This is a genomic window from Nostoc sp. NMS7, assembly GCF_017115085.1.
GTDB lineage: Bacteria > Cyanobacteriota > Cyanobacteriia > Cyanobacteriales > Nostocaceae > Nostoc.
This window is the reverse complement of the sequence record NZ_JABXKJ010000222.1, coordinates 15,206-40,160: the sequence shown is the minus strand read 5'-3', so window position 1 is coordinate 40,160 and position 24,955 is coordinate 15,206. Positions and strand designations below refer to the sequence as shown.

Annotated in this window: 21 protein-coding genes, 1 pseudogene and 1 CRISPR repeat array; of the genes and pseudogenes, 10 read left to right on the top strand and 12 right to left on the bottom strand. The window is 42.1% G+C overall.

Features of this window, described 5'->3' with window-relative positions; translation table 11 throughout:
* Positions 1 to 191 precede the first annotated feature (191 nt).
* Positions 192 to 1,214: an NAD(P)-dependent alcohol dehydrogenase gene (locus HWQ38_RS27390; RefSeq protein ID WP_292800078.1), complete on the top strand. Its 1,023-nt coding sequence runs from the start codon at positions 192 to 194 to the stop codon at positions 1,212 to 1,214.
* A gap of 36 nt (positions 1,215 to 1,250) precedes the next feature.
* A CRISPR array of direct repeats spans positions 1,251 to 2,231; the repeat unit is 37 nt; unit sequence GTTTCAATCCCTAATAGGGATTTTAGTTGATTGCGAT.
* Positions 2,232 to 2,479: 248 nt separating this feature from the next.
* Here HWQ38_RS27390 and HWQ38_RS27385 read toward each other — a convergent pair.
* Positions 2,480 to 3,250: a circadian clock KaiB family protein gene (locus HWQ38_RS27385; protein ID WP_292800075.1), complete on the bottom strand. Its 771-nt coding sequence runs from the start codon at positions 3,248 to 3,250 to the stop codon at positions 2,480 to 2,482.
* Positions 3,251 to 3,415: 165 nt separating this feature from the next.
* Positions 3,416 to 4,690, bottom strand: a complete 1,275-nt coding sequence (locus HWQ38_RS27380; protein ID WP_292800073.1) for a type IV pilus twitching motility protein PilT — start codon at positions 4,688 to 4,690, stop codon at positions 3,416 to 3,418.
* Between the two features lie 733 nt (positions 4,691 to 5,423).
* On the opposite strand from HWQ38_RS27380, the gene HWQ38_RS27375 reads away from it, so the two are divergent.
* Together HWQ38_RS27375 and wecB are read left to right on the top strand one after the other, a co-directional pair.
* Entirely contained in the window at positions 5,424 to 5,795 is a 372-nt protein-coding gene (locus tag HWQ38_RS27375) for a hypothetical protein (protein WP_292800090.1), read from the top strand.
* 274 nt (positions 5,796 to 6,069) lie between these two features.
* A complete protein-coding gene (gene wecB, locus HWQ38_RS27370) occupies positions 6,070 to 7,200 on the top strand; it encodes a non-hydrolyzing UDP-N-acetylglucosamine 2-epimerase (protein ID WP_292800071.1) in 1,131 nt (376 codons plus the stop codon).
* Between the two features lie 486 nt (positions 7,201 to 7,686).
* Here the strand turns inward: wecB and HWQ38_RS27365 are convergent, their stop codons facing one another.
* The 5 genes from HWQ38_RS27365 to HWQ38_RS27345 form a co-directional block, all read right to left on the bottom strand.
* Positions 7,687 to 8,355 (bottom strand): peptidoglycan-binding domain-containing protein, encoded by a 669-nt coding sequence (locus HWQ38_RS27365; RefSeq protein ID WP_292800069.1) that lies wholly within the window; start codon positions 8,353 to 8,355, stop codon positions 7,687 to 7,689.
* Between the two features lie 392 nt (positions 8,356 to 8,747).
* A complete protein-coding gene (locus HWQ38_RS27360) occupies positions 8,748 to 9,659 on the bottom strand; it encodes a M23 family metallopeptidase (protein ID WP_292800066.1) in 912 nt (303 codons plus the stop codon).
* Positions 9,660 to 9,848: 189 nt separating this feature from the next.
* A complete protein-coding gene (locus tag HWQ38_RS27355; protein ID WP_292800063.1) occupies positions 9,849 to 10,286 on the bottom strand; it encodes a hypothetical protein in 438 nt (145 codons plus the stop codon).
* A 137-nt stretch (positions 10,287 to 10,423) separates the two neighbouring features.
* Positions 10,424 to 11,611, bottom strand: coding sequence for a glycosyltransferase family 4 protein (locus tag HWQ38_RS27350; RefSeq protein WP_292800060.1), 1,188 nt, complete (start codon positions 11,609 to 11,611; stop codon positions 10,424 to 10,426).
* A gap of 145 nt (positions 11,612 to 11,756) precedes the next feature.
* Complete coding sequence (locus HWQ38_RS27345; RefSeq protein ID WP_292800057.1) at positions 11,757 to 12,335, bottom strand: Uma2 family endonuclease; 579 nt, start codon at positions 12,333 to 12,335, stop codon at positions 11,757 to 11,759.
* On the opposite strand from HWQ38_RS27345, the gene HWQ38_RS27340 reads away from it, so the two are divergent.
* Positions 12,334 to 12,501: a hypothetical protein gene (locus HWQ38_RS27340; RefSeq protein ID WP_292800054.1), complete on the top strand. Its 168-nt coding sequence runs from the start codon at positions 12,334 to 12,336 to the stop codon at positions 12,499 to 12,501. The two genes, HWQ38_RS27345 and HWQ38_RS27340, sit on opposite strands and share 2 nt — an antisense overlap.
* Here HWQ38_RS27340 and HWQ38_RS27335 read toward each other — a convergent pair.
* Positions 12,485 to 12,649: a BrnA antitoxin family protein gene (locus HWQ38_RS27335; RefSeq protein ID WP_292800051.1), complete on the bottom strand. Its 165-nt coding sequence runs from the start codon at positions 12,647 to 12,649 to the stop codon at positions 12,485 to 12,487. The genes HWQ38_RS27340 and HWQ38_RS27335 overlap by 17 nt on opposite strands.
* Positions 12,646 to 12,795 (bottom strand): annotated as a pseudogene (locus HWQ38_RS27330) (BrnT family toxin); the annotation flags it as partial. The gene HWQ38_RS27335 and the pseudogene HWQ38_RS27330, both read right to left, overlap by 4 nt.
* A gap of 337 nt (positions 12,796 to 13,132) precedes the next feature.
* Here HWQ38_RS27330 and hemC point away from each other — a divergent pair.
* From hemC to HWQ38_RS27315, 3 genes are all read left to right on the top strand, one after another.
* Entirely contained in the window at positions 13,133 to 14,104 is a 972-nt protein-coding gene (gene hemC, locus HWQ38_RS27325; RefSeq protein WP_292800047.1) for a hydroxymethylbilane synthase, read from the top strand.
* 135 nt (positions 14,105 to 14,239) lie between these two features.
* Positions 14,240 to 15,679, top strand: a complete 1,440-nt coding sequence (glgA, locus tag HWQ38_RS27320) for a glycogen synthase GlgA (RefSeq protein ID WP_292800044.1) — start codon at positions 14,240 to 14,242, stop codon at positions 15,677 to 15,679.
* A 484-nt stretch (positions 15,680 to 16,163) separates the two neighbouring features.
* Complete coding sequence (locus HWQ38_RS27315) at positions 16,164 to 17,360, top strand: acyltransferase (protein WP_292800041.1); 1,197 nt, start codon at positions 16,164 to 16,166, stop codon at positions 17,358 to 17,360.
* Positions 17,361 to 17,563: 203 nt separating this feature from the next.
* Here the strand turns inward: HWQ38_RS27315 and HWQ38_RS27310 are convergent, their stop codons facing one another.
* Positions 17,564 to 18,655, bottom strand: a complete 1,092-nt coding sequence (locus tag HWQ38_RS27310) for a GTP-binding protein (RefSeq protein WP_292800087.1) — start codon at positions 18,653 to 18,655, stop codon at positions 17,564 to 17,566.
* Positions 18,656 to 18,793: 138 nt separating this feature from the next.
* On the opposite strand from HWQ38_RS27310, the gene cysS reads away from it, so the two are divergent.
* The 3 genes from cysS to HWQ38_RS27295 all read left to right on the top strand — a co-directional run bounded on the left by cysS (position 18,794) and on the right by HWQ38_RS27295 (position 23,200).
* Positions 18,794 to 20,263: a cysteine--tRNA ligase gene (gene cysS / locus HWQ38_RS27305; protein ID WP_292800038.1), complete on the top strand. Its 1,470-nt coding sequence runs from the start codon at positions 18,794 to 18,796 to the stop codon at positions 20,261 to 20,263.
* Positions 20,264 to 20,409: 146 nt separating this feature from the next.
* The gene (locus tag HWQ38_RS27300; protein WP_292800036.1) at positions 20,410 to 21,849 is read left to right on the top strand and encodes a TldD/PmbA family protein; all 1,440 of its coding nucleotides are present in this window, start codon (positions 20,410 to 20,412) and stop codon (positions 21,847 to 21,849) included.
* A 4-nt stretch (positions 21,850 to 21,853) separates the two neighbouring features.
* Complete coding sequence (locus HWQ38_RS27295) at positions 21,854 to 23,200, top strand: TldD/PmbA family protein (RefSeq protein WP_292800084.1); 1,347 nt, start codon at positions 21,854 to 21,856, stop codon at positions 23,198 to 23,200.
* A gap of 608 nt (positions 23,201 to 23,808) precedes the next feature.
* On the opposite strand, the gene HWQ38_RS27290 is transcribed toward HWQ38_RS27295, so the two are convergent.
* Both HWQ38_RS27290 and coaD read right to left on the bottom strand, forming a co-directional pair.
* Complete coding sequence (locus HWQ38_RS27290; RefSeq protein WP_292800033.1) at positions 23,809 to 24,477, bottom strand: DivIVA domain-containing protein; 669 nt, start codon at positions 24,475 to 24,477, stop codon at positions 23,809 to 23,811.
* Positions 24,387 to 24,938, bottom strand: a complete 552-nt coding sequence (gene coaD / locus HWQ38_RS27285) for a pantetheine-phosphate adenylyltransferase (protein ID WP_292800030.1) — start codon at positions 24,936 to 24,938, stop codon at positions 24,387 to 24,389. The genes HWQ38_RS27290 and coaD overlap by 91 nt, the downstream gene beginning before the upstream one ends.
* Between the last annotated feature and the right edge of the window lie 17 nt (positions 24,939 to 24,955).

Sequence of the window (24,955 nt, the reverse complement as noted above, 5' to 3'; positions counted from 1 at the left end):
CAAGCTTTTGGCTTAGAACTCATCCCTATTTCCAACGCTATGGAATGTGTTTCTTGAAAGTAGACGAAGGCTGACCGCAGGGTATTGCCCCTACCTAAAAATAAGGGTTTCGGCTATTGTTTGCGTAAGTCTTGAGCTATTGGTGTAGATAACCAGCAAACAATTTCTTTTTTGGCAAAAGGAGTCCGCCTATGAAAGCTTACGAAATTCAAAGCAACGCTGGGATTGATGCTTTGGCATTAGTCGATCGCCCCGAACCAAAACCAACTGCGGGACAAGTTCTGATTCAAGTCAAAGCAACATCCCTAAATTACCGTGATCTGCTTGTTGCCCAAGGAGCTTACGGTGCTGGACAGAAATATCCGTTAATTCCCCTGTCTGACGGTGCCGGAGAAGTCGTGGCCGTGGGGGAAGGTGTGACACGGGTAAAAATAGGCGATCGCGTGGCTGCTACTTTCTTCCCAGACTGGATTTATGGCTCTTTAACCAAAGAGAAAATGAAATCCGATCTCGGAGGCGGTATCGATGGAATGCTGGCTGAGTATGTCGTATTACACCAAGATGGTTTGGTGATATTACCTGACTATCTATCGGACATTGAAGGTGCAACTTTGCCCTGTGCAGCAGTTACAGCTTGGCATGCACTGGTGACAAAAGGCAATATTCGCGCAGGTGATAGTATTTTATTACTCGGTACTGGGGGAGTTTCGATTTTTGCTCTCCAGTTTGCCAAGATACATGGTGCTAGAGTGATTATTACTTCCAGTAGTGATCAGAAATTGGCACAAGCGAAACAGCTTGGTGCTGACGAGACAATCAATTACAAAACAACACCAGATTGGGAAAAGCAAGTTTATCAATTAACCAATCGCACGGGTGTAGATCATGTAATTGAGGTAGGTGGTGCAGGAACTTTGCCAAAATCACTACAAGCAGTCCGCATTGGAGGATGTATTAGTTTGATTGGCCTATTGTCAGGCAGAGAAAATGAGATTGATCCCATGCCAATACTTTTTAAGAGTTTAGCAGTTCAGGGAATTTATGTTGGCAGTCGGGAAATGTTTGAGGCAATGAATCAGGCGATGCAACAGCATCAAATAAAACCGATTATTGATCGAGTTTTCGCCTTCACTGAAGCGCGGGAAGCTTATCATTACCTCAAAAGTGCGGCTCACTTCGGGAAAGTAGTTATTAATCTAATTCGTAATTCCTAATGACGCTCGTTCCTGCTAACTGTTGAGCGATCGCTTGTTTCAATCCCTAATAGGGATTTTAGTTGATTGCGATTGCGTTTGGTGTCCCAGAGTTAATGTCCAATATCGTGTTTCAATCCCTAATAGGGATTTTAGTTGATTGCGATTTCTCCCCTTTAGTTAAGTACTGGTAAACGATGTTTCAATCCCTAATAGGGATTTTAGTTGATTGCGATATTGCAGTAGCTACTTCAATAGCCGATGTCGCAGGGTTTCAATCCCTAATAGGGATTTTAGTTGATTGCGATCCAAGAGTTATACGAATTTTTCACTAAGGAGAATCAAGTTTCAATCCCTAATAGGGATTTTAGTTGATTGCGATTTTGCTCACTCGCAAGCTGAAATTCTACAGTTTAAGTTTCAATCCCTAATAGGGATTTTAGTTGATTGCGATTTGGAAGTGCTGATCCACCTCCGCATCGGATACGTTTCAATCCCTAATAGGGATTTTAGTTGATTGCGATCTGATGATAATTGGCGAAATGGGTACTGGCAAATCGTTTCAATCCCTAATAGGGATTTTAGTTGATTGCGATTTGAACGATGTGCCAATCAACATTTTACGGAGGATAGCCATCGTTTCAATCCCTAATAGGGATTTTAGTTGATTGCGATTTGTAATCAACGGCCACACCCGCACTGATAGGAGTCGTTTCAATCCCTAATAGGGATTTTAGTTGATTGCGATTTAACACCCGTATTCAAATAAGCATGGGTGAATTTGTTTCAATCCCTAATAGGGATTTTAGTTGATTGCGATAACTACGCACCTGCAAGGGATGTAGCCTAGATGTGGTTTCAATCCCTAATAGGGATTTTAGTTGATTGCGATTTTGTATCCCGCCGCCACTCCACCTTGGTTGCTAAGTTTCAATCCCTAATAGGGATTTTAGTTGATTGCGATTTGGAATTTTAATTGGCAGGCAACAGATGAGCAACTTGTTTCAATCCCTAATAGGGATTTTAGTTGATTGCGATTGCTGGCATCTGAAAGCCGTGTGTTATTTGGTTTTCAAGGTTCAATAGCGCGAATGCAAGAATCATAACATCAGGAGTGGCAATTGTGCAAGATGTAAATAGCTGAAAGTCAGTCTAGATAAGGTGCGCGGATACTTTAAAGATGCTACAACCCTCAACTCCTTGCATATACGGCAATCTAGGCATTTTTGTTGTTACCCTTCCCCAACACCTACCCATTCGCGCAGTTGGCAAAAAAACTAGCCTGATTACTTAAAATTTTCCTTAGCGGCTAACATCTGTAAAATCTTCTCTACATGATCCAACTCTCCAACGATTCGCCGAATTGGGTGAGGCCAAACTTTGACAAGGGTAGGAGTTGCCGAAACCTGATTGAGTTCTGCTTGTTCTGGATGACTTAAAACATCAATCACCTTCAAAGTATAAGGATGTCCGAGCGATCGCTCTAATAATTCGTGTAAATTTTGGAGAATGCGTTCAGTAGTACTGCTATGTCCGGCAACAAACAAGCGGAGAACATAGCCTTGTGTAATCACTTCCTTTTTTTGGACTATAACTGGTTGGTGGTATTTTGGCACAGGTTCAGAAAGGTCTAGACGGACAATTAAATCGTGATCTTCCCAAAGCTGCGGGAATGAGGAACGATAAGTAGTTAATACCATGCGATCGCACAACCCCTCCTGCCAGGGAGCTGCTTGCCATACTAACTCCCCAGTGCCAAAAATGGCATTAAGCAAAGCTTGATGTCTAATTACAGCCGGATAAGCTTCAGCAAAAGTTCGCACTTGTTGAGTGCGCGGATCTAACCAGTGGTCAATAGTCGCAGTATAACAAGGCACTAAAAAGTGCGGCGGCTCTGGCAAATCTAGGATTTCTTGCAAAGCGGAACACAAATGCAAGTGCCATCGACCTTGCTTGCTAGGGTCGATGCAATAAATTAAATCTCCTCCAGGTGTAAATAGCGCAATGCCTTTAAACAAATGGGGTGTAGATAGTTTGTTTGTCGTCAAGTTATTCACAGAGGCTAGGAAGCTAAAAGTAAAAAATTCTCTCTTTTACCTTTTACCTTAGCTATAACCTCAACCAGGAACACAAAGATATTTAGGATTGGGCATTGGTAGGTTATTCTTCTCATCTCCCTCATCTCCCTCATCCCCCTCATCCCCACTCCCCAGCCCCAAATCTTAAACTCGACCTCGGAGAAACTGCGCCATTTCGTTAGGAGTTGGTGACATTTCTAAAGCAGTTTCTTCAGTGATGCGACCCTCTTGATAGAGATTGAGCAACGACTGATTCATCGTAATCATGCCGTCAAAACCAGCTTGTTTCATCAACTCGCCAATTTCATCATACTTACCGTCTTTGATCCATTCTTTAATAGCCTCAGTATTAATCAGCACATCGTGGAAAGCAGCCCGCTTACCGTCAGTTGTGCGACATAAACCTTGAGCAATTACTGACACTAAAGACTCAGAAATTGCCACTCGCATTGCATCCTGTTCGTCACCAGAGAAGAGATTGAGAATCCGCTCAATGGTTTTGACAGCGCTATTGGTGTGCAGGGTTCCCATGACTAAGTGACCAGTCTGAGCGGCTTTTAGGGCGGTGTTAACTGTTTCCTTATCCCGCATTTCCCCCACCAGAATCAAATCTGGGTCTTCCCGCAAAGCTGCTTTCAAAGCGTTGTCAAACTTGCGAGTATGCATTCCCACTTCTCGCTGTTTAACTAAAGACTTGCGGCTTTGATGGACAAATTCTATCGGGTCTTCAATGGTGATGATATGCTTGGCCATTTCCTTATTGATGTAGTCAACCATCGCTGCCATTGTGGTGGACTTACCAGAACCAGTGGGACCAGTCACCAAAATTAAACCTTTGTGGTAATGACAAATATCCCGAAAAATTGGGGGTAAATTCAACTGTTCCATAGTTAAGATTTTCAGTGGAATCAATCGCAACACCATTGCAGGCCCTTTCAGGGAGCCAAAAACATTAATCCGCACGCGAGCAAAGTCATACTGAGTTGCTCCGTCAAATTCTAAGCTTTCTTCAAAGCGCTGAATTTCCCCCTGACTCATCACCTCCCGCAACCAATTCATGAAAATTTCTTTATCTGTTTCGGGATAATCCGTTGATTGAATTTCTCCTCGGCTGCGGAAGCGGGGTACTTCACCTACGCCCAAGTGCAAGTCAGAATATCCCTGATCGTAAGCTAGCCTGATTAACTGGGCTAAAGTGAGTTGTGGAGTGCTGTTTTGAGGGCGTACTGAAGTAGGTATTGGCGGTGGACTAACCGGACGATGACCTACAACAGGTGCGGTGGCGCTCCTATCCATTGACATATCCATTGTTTGTGTCATCTGCCGTTGCGTGCTAGAGGGTGGCGGTGGTGGCGGCATTGGTGGCAGGTTACGTCCGGCAGGAGAGTTAGAATTTAACGGAGACTGTGATTCTGTCATATATCTTAAAATTTGGCAGTTAAAAAGTTGAATTAGCGAAAAGTCAAGTCACTTGCTTCGATGACTTTTCCAGGATGCTTGCGTGCAAGCCCTGGCGGTGATGGGAGGCGATTGAAACTCGTGAACCACGGTTAATCGATTTTATCCACCTCCGGTTGTATCTTTTTTCTCCTAAAATTCTACTACTCAGAAAATTGAAAGAAATTATTTAACCTATCCATACTGGTTTAACACACATAAAGACTCTAGGTGTGCTAGTAAATATACATAGATTTTTAGTAAATTATAATACTTTGTTTCCGAACATGAATATTCTCAGGATTTAGATGAGAAATTTATCCCAGATATGGACACGAATTACCAGCAATTAACAGCACAAACACTAGCAGATCATTTATTCAGCCCATCTATTAATTATGAGAACCACTACTAATTTTTATAAGAAATGTTAAGTTCAATCAGAGCAATATCCTGGGGATCAAGGTTAAAAGGTATGAGCTTTTAGGTTCTATACCTGAAGAGGGATGCATAAAGTAAGTTTTTTTAATAAACATGGACTTGACTTTAAAATCATAATTACAAAAAATTAACTGTAAAGTTTAGTAAATAAATGCTCATTTTCCCGATTAGTTTTTATATACTGAATTTCACTGAGAAAGAAAATCAGTTAACTCGCCAAATGCGAGATATGGCTGAAGTTAAAATTTGCTCTATATTTTTGGGAGGAAAAGTCATGGTTTCTGCTCAAAGCTCTAATCTAGGAAAGACCTACTCCTTGTTGGTGATTAAAAGCTTTTTGATATGGACTTTTACATTGGGAGTATGCTTGTTGGTTGTCGGTTTTCCATTAGTTGTTTTGATGGCTACGGTGGGATGTCTGTTGTCGATTGTCTTGCAATCTGTGATGCCTGTTAGTGCTGTTTTGCTTGTAGCGGGCGCTTTAATCATGTTTAATGTGATCGCAGTTGTATTGGCTGCGGGTGTCCTAACTCTTAGAGGAGTTCATCCTAATCAAATCAAATGGTTAAGCTGGCTGCATGGAGAAGGAGACCAAATGCAGACTACTGTTTATGCTGCTTGCCCTTTAACTTGTGAGATTAAGTAGTCATTACAGGTGAATTCAAAAAACAGTGCGTCTGCCCGGTTAAGCCGGGTTTTTTCATGCTTTTTGTGATTTGAACTTGTCAGATCAAGATATGGTCATTACAGTTGAATTCGAGAAACAATGCATTTGCCCAGTTAAGCTGGGTTTTTTTGATATTTTGTGTCATTTACCCATTTATATTTATGATTTGTGTGATGATTGACCGCCAACTATTGACTATTGACCATAAACCATTGACTATAACCATTGGCAAATGACAGATGACTAATGACAAATGACTAATCAAAAATGCGTTTGCATTATCTTGGGTACTCGTCCAGAAGCGATTAAACTAGCTCCAGTAATTCAGGTTTTCCAGAAATATTCCGGTTTTGAGTTGCAAGTCATTCTAACTGGACAGCATCGGGAGATGGTTGAGCAAGTTATGCAACTGTTCAACATCAAAGCAGATTATAATTTGGAAATTATGCAGGCGCGGCAATCTCTAAATGATATTACCTGCCGAAGTTTACAAGGGTTAGAAGCGTTATTCCAGGAGAAAAAGCCTGATTTAGTGGTGGTGCAGGGAGACACTACCACGGCTTTTGCCGCAGCTTTGGCAGCTTTTTATCAAAAAATCCCTGTCGGTCATGTAGAAGCAGGGTTAAGAACTGATGATATATTCAATCCTTACCCAGAAGAAGCTAATCGGCGGTTGATTTCTCAAATTACTCAGTTGCACTTTGCACCGACTCCTTGGGCTGTGGAAAACTTGCAGCGTTCGGGTGTTTTGGGTGAAATTCACATGACGGGTAACACGGTAATTGATGCGCTGTTGAATGTAGCTGCAACCCAAGTAGTCTGCAATGTACCAGGCTTAGATTGGGAATCATATCGTGTTTTGTTGGCAACAGTTCATCGGCGGGAGAATTGGGGAGAACCTCTACATGCGATCGCTCAGGGCTTTTTACAAATTTTAGACAAGTTTCCTGATACAGCTTTGCTGCTACCATTACACCGCAATCCAACAGTGCGAGTCCCGTTGCAGGAATTGTTAGGGAATCATCCGCGAATTTTCTTGACAGAACCTCTAGATTATGGTGAGTTGGTGGGAGCAATTGGGCGATCGCATCTTTTGCTGACTGACTCTGGTGGCTTGCAGGAAGAAGCCCCCAGTTTGGGAAAACCAGTGTTGGTTTTGAGAGACACCACCGAAAGACCAGAGGCGATTGCAGCCGGTACAGCTAAACTTGTAGGCACTACGAGTCAGAACATTGTTGCAGCAGCTGCGGAGTTACTCAGTGATCCAGATGCTTATCAAGCAATGGCAAATGCAATTAATCCCTTTGGGGATGGTCATGCAGCAGAGCGCATTTTGCAGATTGTACAAAATTACTTGGGTCTTTCATCAGAAAGATCAACTTAGGAATTTAGATTAAACAAAGATTGTACTGCCTAGATTTTCGATCCCCCTAACTACCCTTAAAAAGCTAGGGTGTACACACAAGTAGTCCTAGAGCGAGTTTCCAGCCAAAAAAGGTAGATTCAAACTGATACAATCCCCGAATCAAAGTCTCTCGTTCCCATGAAGATCATGGGAATGGCTGCCGCCTCCACTTAAATATTGAGTCAGAGACTCAATGAATGCGTTCCCATACGGAGTATGGGAACGAGTCAAACCTGATCAAGCTAGGTTTTTAGGACTTGTGTGTACACCGTAGCCTTAAAAAGGGGGAACTAGAATCTTTTGGCCCCAATTTGCGGGGGTTGGGGGAGCTAAAACTACGGTAAATTGCGTATTTGATCTGAGGTTGACACGTATGACAGATGTACGCCTCTCCCTATGTATATCTGCATCTCAGAAGAAAAAAGGTAGAACTTGGAAAGGAGATTTTCAAAGGATGGCTTCTGGCTAAATACCCAAAGCTGATCGAGTTTCGGGGCCTACGACACCATCTACAAGTAGACCTTTACTTGCCTGAAAGCTTCGGACTCGGCTAACAGTTTCTTGACCGTAAATTCCATCAACCGTGAGATTACCTAAAGCTGTCTGAACGTCTCTGACAAGCAGACCTTTAGAACCAGGAGTAAGAATGAACGAACCGCCAACACCACCCGGTCTACTCACAGAAGGATTGTTAGGTTTATCACCAATCCATCGGGCAAAAATGTATCTCCCCGTAGAAAGCCTTGCAAAACCGTTTTCATACCTTTCAATCGCTGGAAGTATTGCGCCATTTGGTACACAGTCTACAGATGAGTAGTTGGCGCTTGGGCCTGTACGAATACGTAAACAACTGCCGTTAGTCTTTACATATGCAGCCGAACTCATTTGAATTTGCGTGACAGCAACAACTAATACACCAACGCCAGCTAAAGCTAACCAAGCTGAAGATTTAAGTAGTTTTTTCCAATTGAATTTAGATTTGCTGTTTCCAGATACCTCTTCTTGAGTAATAATTATCTCGGAAGATTTAAAAAGTTTTTTCCAATTCCATTGAGATTTAGGGGAATTAGATTTGGCATTTCCAGATGCTTCTTCTTGAGCAATAAACATGTGGGAATAAGCAAGATATTCCATGATGCACTCCTTTATATGAAAAAATGAGTCTTGGCAGAGAATTACTTAGTTATTCTCTGTATTTATTCTTAGTATATTTTATATCACTACTTTTTCACAAATTTTTACAGGTAGCGAAATTAAGAAAAAATAAAATTAGTCAAAAGTAGGACTTACCCACTGTATCAATTAATCATGAGATGGTTTATGAAAATAGCAGGACTTACGCAAACAATAGCCAAAAAGAGTGATTTTCACGTAGGGGCAATTCATGTAGCTTTAGCTGACCGCAGGGTATTGCCCCTACCGTGTGTAGTTTTGAATTACAATAAACCAAAATGTTGTCATTGCGAGGGCAGCGTTCGCAATGATATATCAGAAGTAATTTAGCGGACATGATATAATTGCGGACTTTATGGCGATTTCGTTAAACTATAAAAACTGTCAGAACGTATCTTACTGCCATTTCGCCAAACTTCCACTTTTTCAGGGCTGACTAAATAATAAAAACTCCCATTATCTGCTCGATATCTGCCTTTACCAATATTCAAAGCTGCTATTTTTATAGGCTTGCTTGAGTCTCGCTTTAACTGCCCAATATAAAATAACTGACCATTTTCTTCACAGACTTTTACACGAATACTTGCAGTCTGACCCTCGATGAGGGTAACTCCATTGCATTTAGTATCAGTGCTAACAGGTGCAAAATCTATTGGAATTGGCTGTGAAGGTGAAACTTGCTTTGCTACTGGGGGTGGCGAGATTGGGCGATTTGGGTTATTCACTTGCTGAATAGAACCTGAACCAAGACTTGCAGTTAAGGATGTCAACAGATGAAGCGGATCAACTGCCATTAGACCATTTGGATGAACTTCAAAGTGGAGATGAGGTGCTGTACTATTGCCTGTAGATCCCATCTCGGCAATAATTTGACCTTGAATGACCTGTTGACCCTTGCTCACCAACAAACGGCGATTGTGACCATAAACAGTAAGGCTGCCGTCGAGATGTTTAATAGTTATGGCATTGCCTAATCCCCAATCATCCCAGCCTGCTTTTACAACTGTGCCGGATGCAGCAGCAACAATAGGAGTTCCACATGCCCCGGCAATATCAATTCCTTCATGTTTATATTTGTGGAAGCCTTGAGAAATAAACCCTTGTGTCGGCCAGATTAAGTTAGAAGCAGGGATAGGAGTTTGCCCAATTGGGGAATCACTTGCTAACTGTGTTAAAGCGGATGTAGTTGTACTTAATACGCCAATTAAGGATATTAACCCAATTAGTCCATAAGTACGGTATCGAGAAACGGTAACTTTTTTCATAAGTTGTAAGCTGATTAAAACAATAATTCAGATGGTTTCTGATTATTTGTTGTTTCAAACTTACTCGGTATATATCAGGAAATTAAATTGAGAAGTATTTAATCGGACACGATATAATATCTGCCCCGTATGCCAGCCACCGACGCATCGAACGGCGGCATACGTTTATTATAATTTTTCCATTCTGGCTCAGACTTGAGTGTAATTACTGATTAATTTTGCTAAGTCTGGCACTGCTTCTTCTACATGCTTTTTGGCGGAACCGCGAAGTTTTTCATAGGTTCCGCGCACGATTTGGCGCTTTGTCTTCTTGACTCTGGCATCGGTAACACTGAGTAGCGCGTCTGCTGTATAAGAGCGATTTGTACTCAGGTGTTCAATTGGATCGCCTTTCTCTACGCCTTCATTCCAGACGGGATCAAGTGCGGTGAAACACTGCGGCAGGATCTGCTCAACGACGTCGGAGATATACCCTGGCTTAACCCCCTTTAGGGCGGCGAAGGCAGTTTTCAAAGCGAGGCCGCTCATACCTGACTTGGATGCAAGCTGTCCTTCGATCATCTTGCAACAGTCATCTATGACCATCGCTTTTTTGGTCGGGTTCAAAAGTCCGTCGCTAAGTCCCATTTCACTTTTCCTTATCTAAGTACTTAATTTATATTCGACTAATTTTATTAGCAACCAGGAAATTACAGAAAAGTATTACTGGGCTAAACTTGTTAGCGTTTAGATCCCCGGCTTCTTGAAGAAGTCGAGGTTCTGTCTTACCACGCAATTTGCCTTTTCTCTTGCACAACTCGTTGATAAACTTCCTCTGTTTGCTTGGCTAATTTCGGCCAGCTAAAGCGCCGCTCTAAATCCTCATAAGCATTATCCACCAGCCATTGCCGATAACCTGGATTTTTCAACACTTCCAAAATCCCCCAAGCTAAAGAATCGGGATTGTTCACCGAAGTAACAATACCTGTTTTGGTATGTTGAACCACTTCTGGGAAACCACCAGTATCAGAAACTACTACAGGAACACGAGAAGCAAAGCTTTCTAAAGCCACAATCCCAAAGGGTTCGTAAAAACTCGGAAAAACGGCACAGTCAGCCACAGTTTGGAATTTATCTAAGTATTCATCGGAGAGAAAACCTGTAAAATAGCAATGGTGCCAAATTCCCAAATCCCAAGCTTGGCGCTTGAGATGGTCAGTATTGCCGCCACCAACGATTACAATTTTAACATTACCTCCCATTTGAGAAAGGATCTTGGGTGCGGCATGAAGTAATATAGGTACACCTTTTTCGTAGGTCATACGACCGAGGTAGTAAACGATTTTCTCATCGTCTGTGGCAAATTGGCGGCGAAAATCCAGAGCATGAAAATCTACGTGATGCTGTTTCTTTTCGGCTCGGATACCGTTATAAATGACATCAATTTTGTGCCAAGGACTGTGTAGCGCTCGTTCTACTTCTTGGCGCATATAGTCGCTACAAACAATAATCCGCCAAGCGTTGTAAGCCAGCAAGATTTCTTTGCCATTAATATAGCCTTGGATGTCTGTATTAATGCCGTTATAGCGTCCGTATTCTGTGGCGTGAATTGTGGCAATTAGTGGTATTTTAAAATTATGCTTGAGTGCGATCGCGGCATCTCCGACTAACCAATCATGAGCATGAATTAAATCAAAGGCACCTTCCTCCAAGATCAACTTACCACCGTGTTCTCCCATACTCAGGTTGAGATTGACTACCCAGTGGAAAAAGTCGTTACTATGGCCGACTGGCACCCGATGCACCTTTACTCCCTCAACTACTTCATACATCGATGCCTGACCAAACTCTGCCGTAATCAGGTGGACTTCATGCCCTAGCTTTACCAGTTCCGGGTACAACTCCGCTACATGCCGCGCAATTCCCCCAACAATCCTTGGCGGAAACTCCCAACTCAGTACCAGTATCTTCATCTACTACACTCCCGGACACTTTACAAATATCTAAAAATACAAGGATGCTAAATGCACTGAGTATGTTTACTAAAATTTTTAGATTTTTTAACAGTGATCGAGTATCAGTGTAAATTCTTTACTATACTACTTTCCAAATAACCTGTTAATGGCTTGCTGACTCTGCTTTCATCTTTAACCAGCCAAATACCTGTTCTACTGTCAACTCTAAATCAACACCATCTAGAATAGTCAAGCTATCTTCTTGATGACAAAATTCTGGTTGTTGATGTGGTTTAAATACGAGAACTGAGCGGTCATTAGGATCAATCAACCATCCCAACTGACAACCATATTTTAGGCAGTGCAAAATATTGCTTGTAACTCGATTGGAACTCTGACCGGGAGAAAGAATTTCAATTATCCAGTTTGGAGCAATTAGCAGATCATCTACAGGTTCTCCGTGATTGTCAAACTGAATTTGTTGCCAACGAATAACTGCCACATCTGGAACAATTGACTGACCACCAAAAGTACAACGCAACTCTGGAAAAGCATAAGCAATTTGCCTTTTCTCTGTGACTTGATTAATGCCATTAATTAACTTAGCCTGAAGTCGGGAGTGGCGGGTTTTCGGCATTGGTTTCTGGAGAATCTCACCATCAATATAAATACTTGCGGGCTTTGTTTCTGGTAACTTGAGAAACTCCTCTAAGGTTAGGGATACAGATTTTGCTACACTCATGACTTCTGCCACTCCGAAAGTCCTATATCCAGTTTATCAACGTTTGCCACTGGCTGGATACAACCAGGCGATCGCCTATATAGGAATCCGATTTGTTAGGCGTTGCTCACCCACTCCAACGAGGGTTTGCGCTGCGACTTTACACAATCTTATAAATAAAGGTTGATCAGGCTCTGATAGGAAATGCCAGTTTCTTCAGCAAGAACTTTGAAGTAATCCACGACATCCTCCTCAAGTCGAATCGTCACTTGCTTTTTAAGCTTCTTAATGTACGGATTCTTGACAGATTGAGAAAAATCATACTCTTCTTTCATGAGAAAAAACTCTGATATTGTTGACGCTCTGGCTTAGTAGCTTTACGAGCCGAGATGATGCGGATAACCTCCTCACTTTCCTGATACAGATGACACACCAGCAACAAGCGTAGTGAATCACTCATTCCCAAGATTATGTAACGATCCTCTTCTAAAGAATGCTCTTTGACTTACTCGTTTCGGTGTTTTCCGCAAGCAAAATGGCTTATGACTAACTCGAAATGCCTTATGACTTCGTGCGATCGCACCCACGTATAAAAATCTTCCTAAATTCAGTTGATCAAGCAACTTGCAACCCAGGTGCGTAGGCGCAGCCCGCACTTCGACAAAGCTCAGTGACCGTCCTAGACATCGCCAAAAGCTTGCTTTTGGTAAAGAATTGTAATCTAAAATCCCAAATCCAAAACCCAAAATTCGTATGAGTCCCTGACTACGGTAGTCTAGATCAGAGTGAATTTATCGCCAGCGATATTATATTGTTTTATGACTACAGTAGTTTCTAGTCCCCCGCGCACTATTCGGATTGGTTCACGGAAAAGCCAACTTGCTCTGGTTCAGACCTACTGGGTACAAGAGCAACTCCAGAAAAGCTTTCCTGATATCACTTTTGAAGTCCACACCATGTCTACCCAAGGCGATAAAATCTTGGATGTAGCATTAGCTAAGATTGGCGATAAAGGACTTTTTACTAAAGAACTTGAAGTTGGAATGCTCAATCAGGAGATTGACTTTGCGGTTCATTCTCTTAAGGATCTGCCGACTCACTTACCAGAAGGGTTAACACTGGCAGCAATTACTGAACGGGAAAACCCAGCAGATGCATTAGTGGTGCATGAAAAGCACAAAGATAAACAAATCGATACTTTACCGGCAGGTGCGGTAATCGGTACATCTTCGCTGCGGCGGTTAGCACAGTTACGCCACCACTTCCCCCATTTTGCATTTAAGGATGTCCGAGGAAACTTGATTACACGGTTGGCCAAACTGGATGCAGGCGAATACGATGCTTTGATTTTGGCAGCAGCAGGGTTAGAAAGATTGGGAATGAGCGATCGCATTCATCAAGTTATACCCAAAGAAATCTCCCTCCACGCCGTTGGACAAGGAGCTTTAGGGATAGAATGCCGTGCTGATGATAGTGAATTGCTATCTCTACTCAAAGCGATCGAACATCCCCAAACGCGCGATCGCTGTCTTGCGGAACGATCTTTTCTACGCTCTCTAGAGGGCGGATGTCAAGTACCTATTGGTGTAAATACAGAAATATCTGGTGAGAATTTGACCTTAACAGGGATAGTCGCCAGTGTAGATGGTCAAAAACTGGTAAAAGATACCGTCACAGGTATTGCAAACAACGCCGAAGCGCTAGGCATAGAACTAGCAGAACTGTTGCGGCAACAGGGAGCGCAAGAAATTTTATCAGAAATTTTTGCGGTGATTCAGCGCGGTTCCTAAGCAATTAGGTAAGCCGATGTGATTAGATAAGAATTGATCGCCGTTGCACAAAAAACGTGCCAGATGCGATAAATCGCGTTGGTCGGGATCAGAGAGTTAATTTGACAATAAAGACTCAGGGAAGCAAAAATTACCATGCGGATTCTATTTGTTGCAGCAGAGGCAGCACCCATTGCGAAAGTAGGAGGAATGGGCGATGTTGTCGGGGCATTGCCCAAATTCCTGAGAGAAATGGGGCATGATGTGCGGATATTCTTGCCTTACTATGGCTTCCTCCCAGACAAAATGGAAATTCCTAAAGAACCCATCTGGCGGGGATCTGCCATGTTCCAGGAATTTGCTGTTTATGAAAGCGTTCTGCCTGGTACTGATGTTCCCTTGTACTTATTTGGACATCCCTCCTTTCTACCCCGCCACATTTATTCTGGAGATGGTGAAGACTGGCGGTTCACCCTGTTTGCTAATGGTGCAGCCGAATTTGCCTGGAATTACTGGAAACCGGAAATTATCCACTGTCACGATTGGCATACGGGGATGATTCCCGTGTGGATGCACCAAGATCCTGATATCAGCACAGTTTTTACTATTCATAATCTGGCTTATCAAGGGCCGTGGCGTTGGTATTTAGAGAGAATTACTTGGTGTCCCTGGTATATGCAAGGACACAATGTAATGGCGGCGGCGGTGCAATTTGCCGATAAGGTAAATACAGTTTCGCCAACTTATGCCGAGCAAATCAAGACACCAACTTATGGTGAAACATTAGAAGGTTTGCTGTCTTTTATTAGCGGTAAATTATCTGGGATTATCAATGGTATTGATACTGAAGTTTATAATCCCGAAAATGACAAATACATTGTTCAAACCTTCACTGCTGATACTTTAGAGAAACGCAAAGCCAACAAAATTGCTTTGCAAGAAGAACTAGGATTAGAAGTCAACTCCAAAGCCTTTTTAATTGGAATTGTCACCCGATTAGTGGAACAAAAAGGTATTGATTTGATATTACAAATCCTCGATCGCTTCCTATCTTATACAGATGCACAGTTTGTCTTGTTAGGAACAGGCGATCGCTACTATGAAACTCAGATGTGGCAATTAGCATCCCGCTTTCCCGGACGCATGGCTACTTACTTATTGTATAACGATGCTCTGTCTCGCCGGATCTACGCTGGTACTGATGCCTTCTTAATGCCCAGTCGTTTTGAACCTTGCGGTATTAGCCAAATGATGGCTTTGCGCTACGGTTCTGTACCCATTGTCCGCCGCACAGGTGGATTAGTTGACACCGTAACCCATCATGACCCTGAAAATGCCGCAGGCACCGGTTATTGCTTTGACCGTTATGAAGCGCTAGACCTTTTCACCTGTATGATCCGCGCTTGGGAAGCCTTCCGTTTCAAACCCCAATGGCAAGAACTCCAAAAACGCGGCATGGGTCAAGATTTTAGTTGGTATCAATCTGCCAAGCAATATGTGAAGTTGTACAGGTCAGTTTACGGATTGCCAGAAGAAGAGGAGGCACCACAACCAGAATTAGTTTTAAACGAAGTAGTCATCAGTAGCAAGTCGTGATCTGCCTTTAGAGAAGAACCCCACCCCCAACCCCCTCCCCGCAAGCGAGGAGGGGACTATGATGTACCTAATATGATTAGGAAACGCTATAAAACTATGTTACACAATATAAAATTAATTAAATTGGCTTGCTTGTAGTAAGGGCTGAAGTCCTTACTAGAAAGCTTTAATTATTCACACCCACTTAACTCATTCAACCGAGAAGCCCTATATTCATCGTTCAACTGACATGTACTGAGCCTATGGTTGGCGCAGCCTCTCGTAAAGAAGTAGCGCTCACACCGAAGTTCACCAGTTGTACAAAATTAATGTTGAGTTATGGCGACTGATCCTTTTATTCTCTGACAATAAAAATGAAGATTATATAAAGGTTAAAAAAAAACTGTAACTTTGTAAATATTAAGATCGGATAATTGCATATTAATTTTTGTATCGTCTTGGTACAATTTTTGATTGCTCCTTTTATCCCGGAACAAAAATGCTAGTGGAAAAAACTCATACTCAGCCTATTTATAATATTCCTTCAATCAGGAGTTATCGATGGTCAACTCATCTTGATTTATTAAGAGGATTAGCTTCTTTATTAGTTTTTATCGGTCATCTGAAATTCTTATTATTTCTAGAATATTCAGAAGTTAGTAATCCTAATTTTTTTATCAAAAGGTTCAATTCTTTAACAGGATTGGGTCATCAATGTGTAATTATTTTTTTTGTTCTCAGTGGATTTTTTATTTCAGCTAGTGTACTAAGAACAATTCAGCAAAAGCGATGGTCATGGATTAATTATTTAGTAGCTCGTTTAACACGTTTATATATAGTATTAATTCCTGCTTTATTGCTGTCTTCTTTTTGGGATTTTTTAGGTATTAAAATATTTGGTACTGCACAAGATAGCTTCTATGGAGAAAAGTTTTACAACAGTTATTTAGCAACCTATAAAATTTTGGAAAATTTCACACCTCAAAATTTTCTGGGGACTGTAGCTTTTCTGCAAACAATTTATGTAGACTTATTTGGTTCTAATAAGGTAGCTTGGAGTTTAGCTTATGAATTTTGGTACTATATACTTTTTCCTTCAATAATTCTACTTTTTTGGGTTAATTCTTTAAAATTACGTCTTTTCTACGGTGTTTTGACCTCAGTTATATTATTAATGGTAGGTTCGGAAATTAGAATTTACTTTCTTGTTTGGCTGATGGGAGCGTTAATTAATATATCTCATACTTCCAAATATCTTAACAATAAGAACATCTTCAATTCACTCAGTTTTTTGTCTATCCTAATTTTGTGCATTACTTTAACAATTGCACGTTTCTTACCTAGCGAAGAGATAGCAGATTTTTTAATCGGAATTTCTACTGCTGTTATGATATATCTTCTAGTTAACAATCCTAGTAAAATTAGACAAGAAGGAGCATACGAAAAATTTTCTAAAGGTTTAGCTGGATGTTCATACACTCTTTATCTTGTCCACATGCCGATACCGTGCTTTATTAGAGCATGTATAATTGATGACCGCCCTTGGCAACCAGATATTTTTCACTTATTCTTAGGATTGATTGTAGCTGTATTTGTATTTTTGTATGCGGTTGTGATAGCACATTTTACTGAAGCAAAAACAGACAGATTTAGAAATCTAATCATGTCTTGGATAAAAAATAGACGTTTAAATAAAGCTTAGATATTAATAAATGCGGTATGGTGGTGGGTAGTTTACTTCAAAACTCCTAATACCATTTCTTTTTATCGATAATTGCGATCGCTATTCTCTGATTTTCATTGCTCAAAATCGATGGCGGAGCCATTAGGAAGCCATTCCCAGGTGGAACCTGGGAACGAGTACAAGTTTTAAACTCTTAACTCCTAACTTCTAACTCCTAACTTTTATTTCCCAAAGCCTTTACCGCGACTAGTTGAAGGTAGACTAATACAGTTTTCGAGTTGAGCAATTAAAGCCTGACGATCCAAATTTTGACCAATCAGCACTAGTTGGTTTTTTAATTGACCTTGCCATTCATCATCATCCAAGGTAAAGCGTTTACCGCAAAGGTGGAAAATATGACGCTTCGGACTTTCATCAAACCACATAATCCCCTTCGCCCGGAAGATATTTGTAGGTAACTGGTTATCTAAGAAATACTGAAACTTCTTAATAGAAAAAGGCTTGTCACTTTGGAAAGATATGGAAGTGAAACCATCATTTTCTAAATGGTCAGAATGATGGTCATGATGGTGATCATGATCGTGATGGTCATGACCGCATGTTGAGTGATCATGGTGATCATGATCGTGATGGTCGTGGTCATCTACCACTGTGTCAAAATATTTATCAGACTCAAACAGACCAACACTCAGAATTAAAGGAAGTGGCACTTGCGATCGCGTAGTGCGGATAATTCTTGCTCCTTCCTTCACTTCGTTAATTTTTCTTTCTAACTCCTTCAAAGTAGCTTCATCAACCAAATCAGTCTTATTCAGTAAAATTACATCACCATAAGCAATCTGGCTGTATGCTGCCTCAGAGTTAAATAAATCTAGACTGTAATTCGCCGCATCTACTACGGTAATAATCGAATCCAAGCGGGTTAAATCCCGCAATTCTGTGCCCAAAAATGTTAAAGCTACTGGGAGCGGATCTGCTAATCCAGTTGTTTCCACTACTAGATAATCTAGATTTTCTTGGCGTTCTAAAACCTTGTAAACTGCATCTACTAAATCACTATTAATAGTGCAGCAGATACAACCATTATTTAGCTCCACCATGTTCTCACCAGTGGAAACAATTAGCTCGTTGTCGATGCCAATTTCGCCAAATTCATTCACGAGAACGGCGGTTTTCAAACCCTGTTGGTTGTTGAGGATATGATTAAGTAAAGTCGTCTTCCCACTACCGAGGAAACCTGTAATAATCGTTACTGGCATTCCTTGTTTGGGCGTATCCATTGCTTGAGATTGGGGTGTAACTGCTGATTGCATAGCGCTGTTATTCAAAGAGTCAAAAAATAGTAATGTAGCGCAGATAGTCCAGAAAACACTAGCATAGGGATGCTGGACTGTCATCCCAGCTGCTTTACCCTATTATTACCTATCTCCTTATTTCAGCATTACTCTGTTATGACCTTAAACCTTTACAATACCCTCACCCGTCGTCAAGAACCGTTTGAAACAGTCGAGCCAGGCAAGGTTAAGATGTATTACTGCGGCGTGACGGTATATGATTACTGCCATTTGGGTCATGCTAGAGCTTGCATCGTTTGGGACGTAGTGCGCCGATACCTCCAGTTTATCGGTTATCAAGTCCGATATATCCAAAATTTTACTGATATTGATGACAAGATTCTGAATCGAGCCTGTGTTGAACATTCATCAATGGAGGCTGTAGCCGATCGCTTCATCAAAGCATATTTTGAGGATATGGCGCGGCTGGGGATCAAAGAAGCCGATGAGTATCCCCGCGCTACCCATACGATGAATGGCATTCAACGCTTAATTCACGAATTGGAAAATAAGGGTTTTGCTTACCCTGCTGACGGCGATGTGTATTATGCAGTACGACATTTTCCTGAGTATGGCAAGCTTTCGGGACGCAAGTTAGAAGATATGCAAGCCGGGAAAAGCAATGCCTACGGCGGGCTACGCCTAGGCGTCAACGTCGAAGATCCAGAGTACCAGAAAAAGAAAGATCCCTTTGATTTTGCTTTATGGAAGGCAGCAAAACCGGGAGAACCAGCTTGGGAATCACCTTGGGGCGCAGGTCGTCCGGGGTGGCATATAGAATGCTCGGCAATGGTGCGCGATCGCTTGGGTGATACCATAGATATTCATGCTGGTGGTACTGACTTAATTTTTCCCCACCATGAAAACGAAATTGCCCAATCTGAGGCTGTTACCGGAAAACCCTTAGCGCGTTACTGGTTACATAACGGCATGGTGAAAGTAGATGGTGAAAAAATGTCCAAATCTTTGGGCAATTTTACCACTATTAGAGACTTACTGGATCGAGGAGTTGACCCGATGGCGGTGCGCTTGTTCGTGCTAACCGCTCAATATCGCACACCAATTGATTTTACCGATGAAGCGATCGCCGCAGCAACCAACGGTTGGCACACCATTAAAGAAGGGTTAGTCTTCGGCTACCAATACGGGAAAAAACTGGGATGGGGAGTGGGAACTGTCTCACTACTCCCTGAAACTGTTGAACGTTTCCAAGAAAGTGTGAATAATGACTTTAATTTTCCTGGTGGGTTAACAGTGCTATTTGAATTAGCCAAAGAACTGCGTCGTCAGGGAAATATTCTTGTGCATGAAGGGAAAACCGAAACATCACCAGAGGAGTTACAGCGTCAATGGCAAACTCTTGTTACATTAGCTAGAGTCTTAGGTTTAGAAGCCGACGAGATAGAAACACAACCTGAACCGAGTAATGGTTTAAGCGATGCGGAAATTGAGACGAAAATTCAGCAAAGGAAAGAAGCACGTATTGCCAAGAATTTTGCCGAAAGCGATCGCATTCGTGACGAACTCCAAGCAGAAGGTATTACGCTAATTGATAGCCGTGATGGTACTCGCTGGCACCGGAATTAGAGGGGAATGGGGAATGGGGAGTGGGGGGAGATGAGGGAGATGAGGAAGCAGGGGAAAAATTCCTCTTCTCTGTACCATGTGCCCTATGCCCTATTCCCCATTCCCACTCCCTACTCCCTACTCCCTACTCCCCATTTTCCTAAATTATGTGGATTACTCTAACAAAAGCGATCGCTAGTTTCGATATTCCTGCTGATTGGATTGGTATCAGAGCCGTAAAGGAGACTTCTGCTACCCGATCAGTTCGTGATGCCTTACCCCAGTTAAATGGCAAATCCTTCACTGTCGGAGCTATGCTAGAAGTCTTGGTTAATGGCTGTCTGGGTTATGCAGCTACTAACTCTCTAGAATTACCGTCTCTACAAGCGGCTGCTCGAATAGCCTATAAACAGGCACTAGCAGCCAGTGAATGGTGGATACATCCCTTCAGTGAAAGTGAGCGCCCTAAAGTCGTTGGTGAATATAAATCTCCATATCTTCAGCCATTGGATGCTCTGAGTCCGGGAGAAATCAACGATTTACTGATTCGTATTTGCCAAACGCTGAAAGTTGACGACAAGATTGTGCAAACCATAGCCAGTGCTAGCACAACCGAGAGAGAATCTTGGTTTGTTAGCAGCAACGGTTCAGAAGTCTATCAAAAAATCCTATCGATAGGCACTAATTACGGAGCCACTGCCCAAGATGGGGTGATTGTACAGCAGCGTAGCAATAACGGTTCGCAAGCCAACTGTTACCAAGGCGGACTAGAGCTTTTAAAACAAGAAGACTTATGGCATCGGGTGCGGCAAATTGGCGAACAAGCAATAGAACTCTTGACAGCAGAAGAATGCCCAACCACCCGCACCAACTTAGTGTTAGCCCCAGACCAAATGATGCTGCAAATCCATGAAAGTGTCGGGCATCCCCTAGAAATTGACCGAATTTTGGGAGATGAGCGTAACTATGCTGGGGGCAGCTTTGTTAATAAAAGTGATTTTGGCAACCTAGTATATGGTTCGCCACTGATGAACATTACTTTTGATCCTACGGTGCCTGGTGAATATGCCAGCTATGGATTTGATGATACGGGTGCTGTAGCAACGCGGGAGTATTTAGTTAAAGAAGGTGTACTCCAACGGGGTTTGGGGAGCCTGGAGAGTCAAGCCAGAGCAGGTATAGCAGGCGTTGCCTGTGCCCGTGCTTCCTCATGGAATCGACCAGCGATCGATCGCATGGCAAACTTGAATTTAGAGCCTCTTAACGCCACCTTTGAAGACATTATTGGCGGCATAGAACACGGCGTTTATATGGAATCTAACCGATCTTGGTCAATTGACGATCGCCGCTACAAATTTCAATTTGGTTGTGAGTACGCCAAATTAATTGAAAACGGCAAATTCACCAAAACCCTCCGTAATCCTAACTATCGCGCCACAACACCAGAGTTTTGGCACAGCTTAAGCCAAGTAGGCAATGTTGACAACTGGCAAATGTATGGTACTCCTTATTGTGGAAAAGGAGAACCAAATCAGGCCATTTGGGTAGGACACGGTTCACCAGTTTGTGTATTTGCTAATGTCGAAGTTTTTGGTGGAGGAACTTGAAAAAGTGCAAATTCAGGAATTATCTGCGCTAGAAATCAGCTTTAATCGACTGATTGAAACTCTACTTATCAAAAAAGCAGAAAATGAACAATTCACTGTGAGACTAAGCAGTGAAAGAAGTCAATTTACTCGTTTCAATCATGCGAAAGTACGACAAACTGGTTGTGTTACTGATGGTTGGATCGAACTAACTTTGATGGCAGCTCAACGCAGCAGTATTCGACAGTTTCCTTTTACTGGAAATTGGGAGGTAGATTGGCAGTTAGCATATACTGGTTTACAAGAACTACGTGAGGAACTTATTGTATTACCTATCGATCCATATCTAGTTTTGCCATCAGGAAATAATAGCAGTCGAGAACTACATTCTGGGAATTTATTGGCGGCGGAAGCAGTAGTACCCAATGTGCTAGAACTAGTTACTGAATTGGATTTTACTGGTATATACGCTGGAGGTCTGATCATTAAAGCTTATGGTGATTCCAACGGGCAAAAACACTGGTTTGCTACTGATTCTTTTACCTTAGATTATTCTCTATTTACCACCGATGGACAAGCAGTTAAGGGCACATTTGCAGGGAGTAATTGGGATAAATCTGCATATATAGCCAAAATCAGCGAAGCCAAAAAGCAACTAGAACTACTTTCTCGCCCAGCTAAAGAGTTACCACGGGGACAATACAAAACTTATTTTGCACCTCCTGCTGTTGCAGATTTATTAATGATGCTTTCTTGGGGTTCTGTGAGCGAAGCTGATATTCAGCAAGGGAACAGTTCTTTAGCTGCTCTATGGCGTCAAGAAAAACAGCTTTCGACTGCATTTAGTTTGAAAGAAAACTTTCAACGGGGATTAGTACCGCGATTTAATGAATTGGGAGAAATAGCAGCATTGGAGTTACCAATAATAGAAAAAGGAGATTTAGTAAATACTCTGGTGAATTCTCGGACTGCGAAGGAATATAAAAAAATTTCTAATGGTGCTAATGGTTCAGAGACTTTACGAGCGCCAGAAGTGAGTCCAGGAAATTTAGTATTTGAGCAGATTCTTCCGAGTTTAGATACAGGATTATATGTATCGAATTTGCATTACTTGAATTGGAGCGATCGCCAAACTGGTAGAATCACAGGTATGACCCGTTATGCTTGTTTTTGGGTAGAAAAGGGAGAAATTATTGCTCCCATTGAAAACTTACGTTTTGATGAAAGTCTCTATCGCTTTTGGGGAGAAAACTTAGTAGATTTAACGACTTTTCAAGAATTCATTCCCGAAGTCGGAACTTATGAGAGTCGTCAACTTGGAGGTAGTTTAGTTCCCGGTATGCTGGTAAAAGATTTTACATATACTTTGTAATCAGGTGTTGACAGACAATCAAAAGCTAACAGATAAAAATCTAACCTCAATAAAGCTGTGCTTTATCTCCCCTCTCCTTAGCAAGGAGAGGGGTTGGCGGTGAGGTTTTGATATGTCTCCCAATTTTAAAATCACCGATCTCTGTAAACTGCATTAATTACAATATCTTTGATAGTTAAGTAGGGCTTGCTGAAAAAGAAAAAGAAGCTCACAGTATATAGATTATCTGACCAAAGAAGTATATTCAGGTGCAAGACTTGAGGGTACAATAGCCCAAAATCCTTCCATAGCCGCGACCAGCAGTACACAAGTCTGCTGTTTGTAAGCATGTACCGAAAACAGGGGCAAAATCCAATCTCACCAGAGAACTTTGAATTTCCGTTTTTAGGCAAGTTATCATCAGATAATCGTTCAAGCGTTCAAGTGTCCTGAGTGTGGCGCATCCTTTGACCGCGACTGGTCAGCAAGGGTGCATTGGGATTGTGAGTGTGGTTGGATGGATGATAGCGTGTGAGCGATAAACCTAAAAGTCTTCCTTAATCAAAATTGTTGGGTTAAGCAATAGCGAAACCCAACCTATAATTTTTCTCCATCTCTCCTTAGAACCTCTATCTTTTCTTGCCAGGAGGTGAATTGCGCTGAGTGAGGTTATCAATTTGCAATTGTTGCCGTCCGTTGGTGATAATTCGCAACATCTGCTTGAGATCCTGCTCGATATTTCCCAAAACGCCATCAGCATATACATCAGCACCATCTTCAATTTCTTGAGCGTGTGCGATCGCAGTTTGTCGCATTTCCTCTAACTCTTGCTGACAAGCATACCGCTTGCGGTCAATCTCAGTGAGGGTTTCTTGCATTATGGCCTCACACTCTTGTTGCACTTGTCGCCGCAATTGTTCAGCTTCTTGTTGTGCCTGGTAAATAATATCGCTTTCAGCTAAAATTTGCGCTCTTTTTGCTTGCGCGGCCTCAACAACCTGCTGTCCATACTCTTCCGCTTCCAGCAGAATTTCATCCTTTTGTTCCAGAATTACTGCTGCTTCTTGAAAAAGTGATGGTAAAGCCAGCCGGATGTAATCAAGCTTATCCAGCAACTTTTCTTCATCTATGAGTGTGCGTCCCGTCAGCGGAATCCTGAGACTAGAGAGAACCATTTCTTCTAGACCGTTGAGTTCCTGCTGAATATCTATGCTTCCCTCTCCATCGAGATACTCTTTAGGGGGGGGATTGCTTCCGTTGAGATTGGGTTCAACATTGGAGACTTGTGATTGTAGCATTGGTATATATCCAGGGCAATGTGTGGGGGAACGAGATGATCGATAGAGCCACCAAACCTTGCAATCTCTTTTACCACACTACTACTTAAAAAACTATACTCATTTGAGGTTGCGAGAAAAACTGTTTCTATTTCGGTAGAAAGAGTTTTATTAGTGTGAGCCATTTGCAGTTCCACTTCAAAATCTGACACAGCCCGTAAACCCCGCAGCAAAACTTGTGCTTGTCGCATTTGGGCATAGTTGACGGTAAGACCATCAAAGCTGTCTACTTCTACATTCGGTAGATGTTGTGTAGAATGACGGATCTGATCTAGGCGTTGCTGCACACTAAAAAGTGGCATTTTGTTAGGATTCCGTAGTACAGCGACAATCACCCGCTCAAATAGGCGACTACCGCGCCCGATGAGGTCAAGGTGTCCCAAGGTGATGGGGTCGAAGCTACCAGGATAAATAGCAATCACAATTTTAAATATATCAA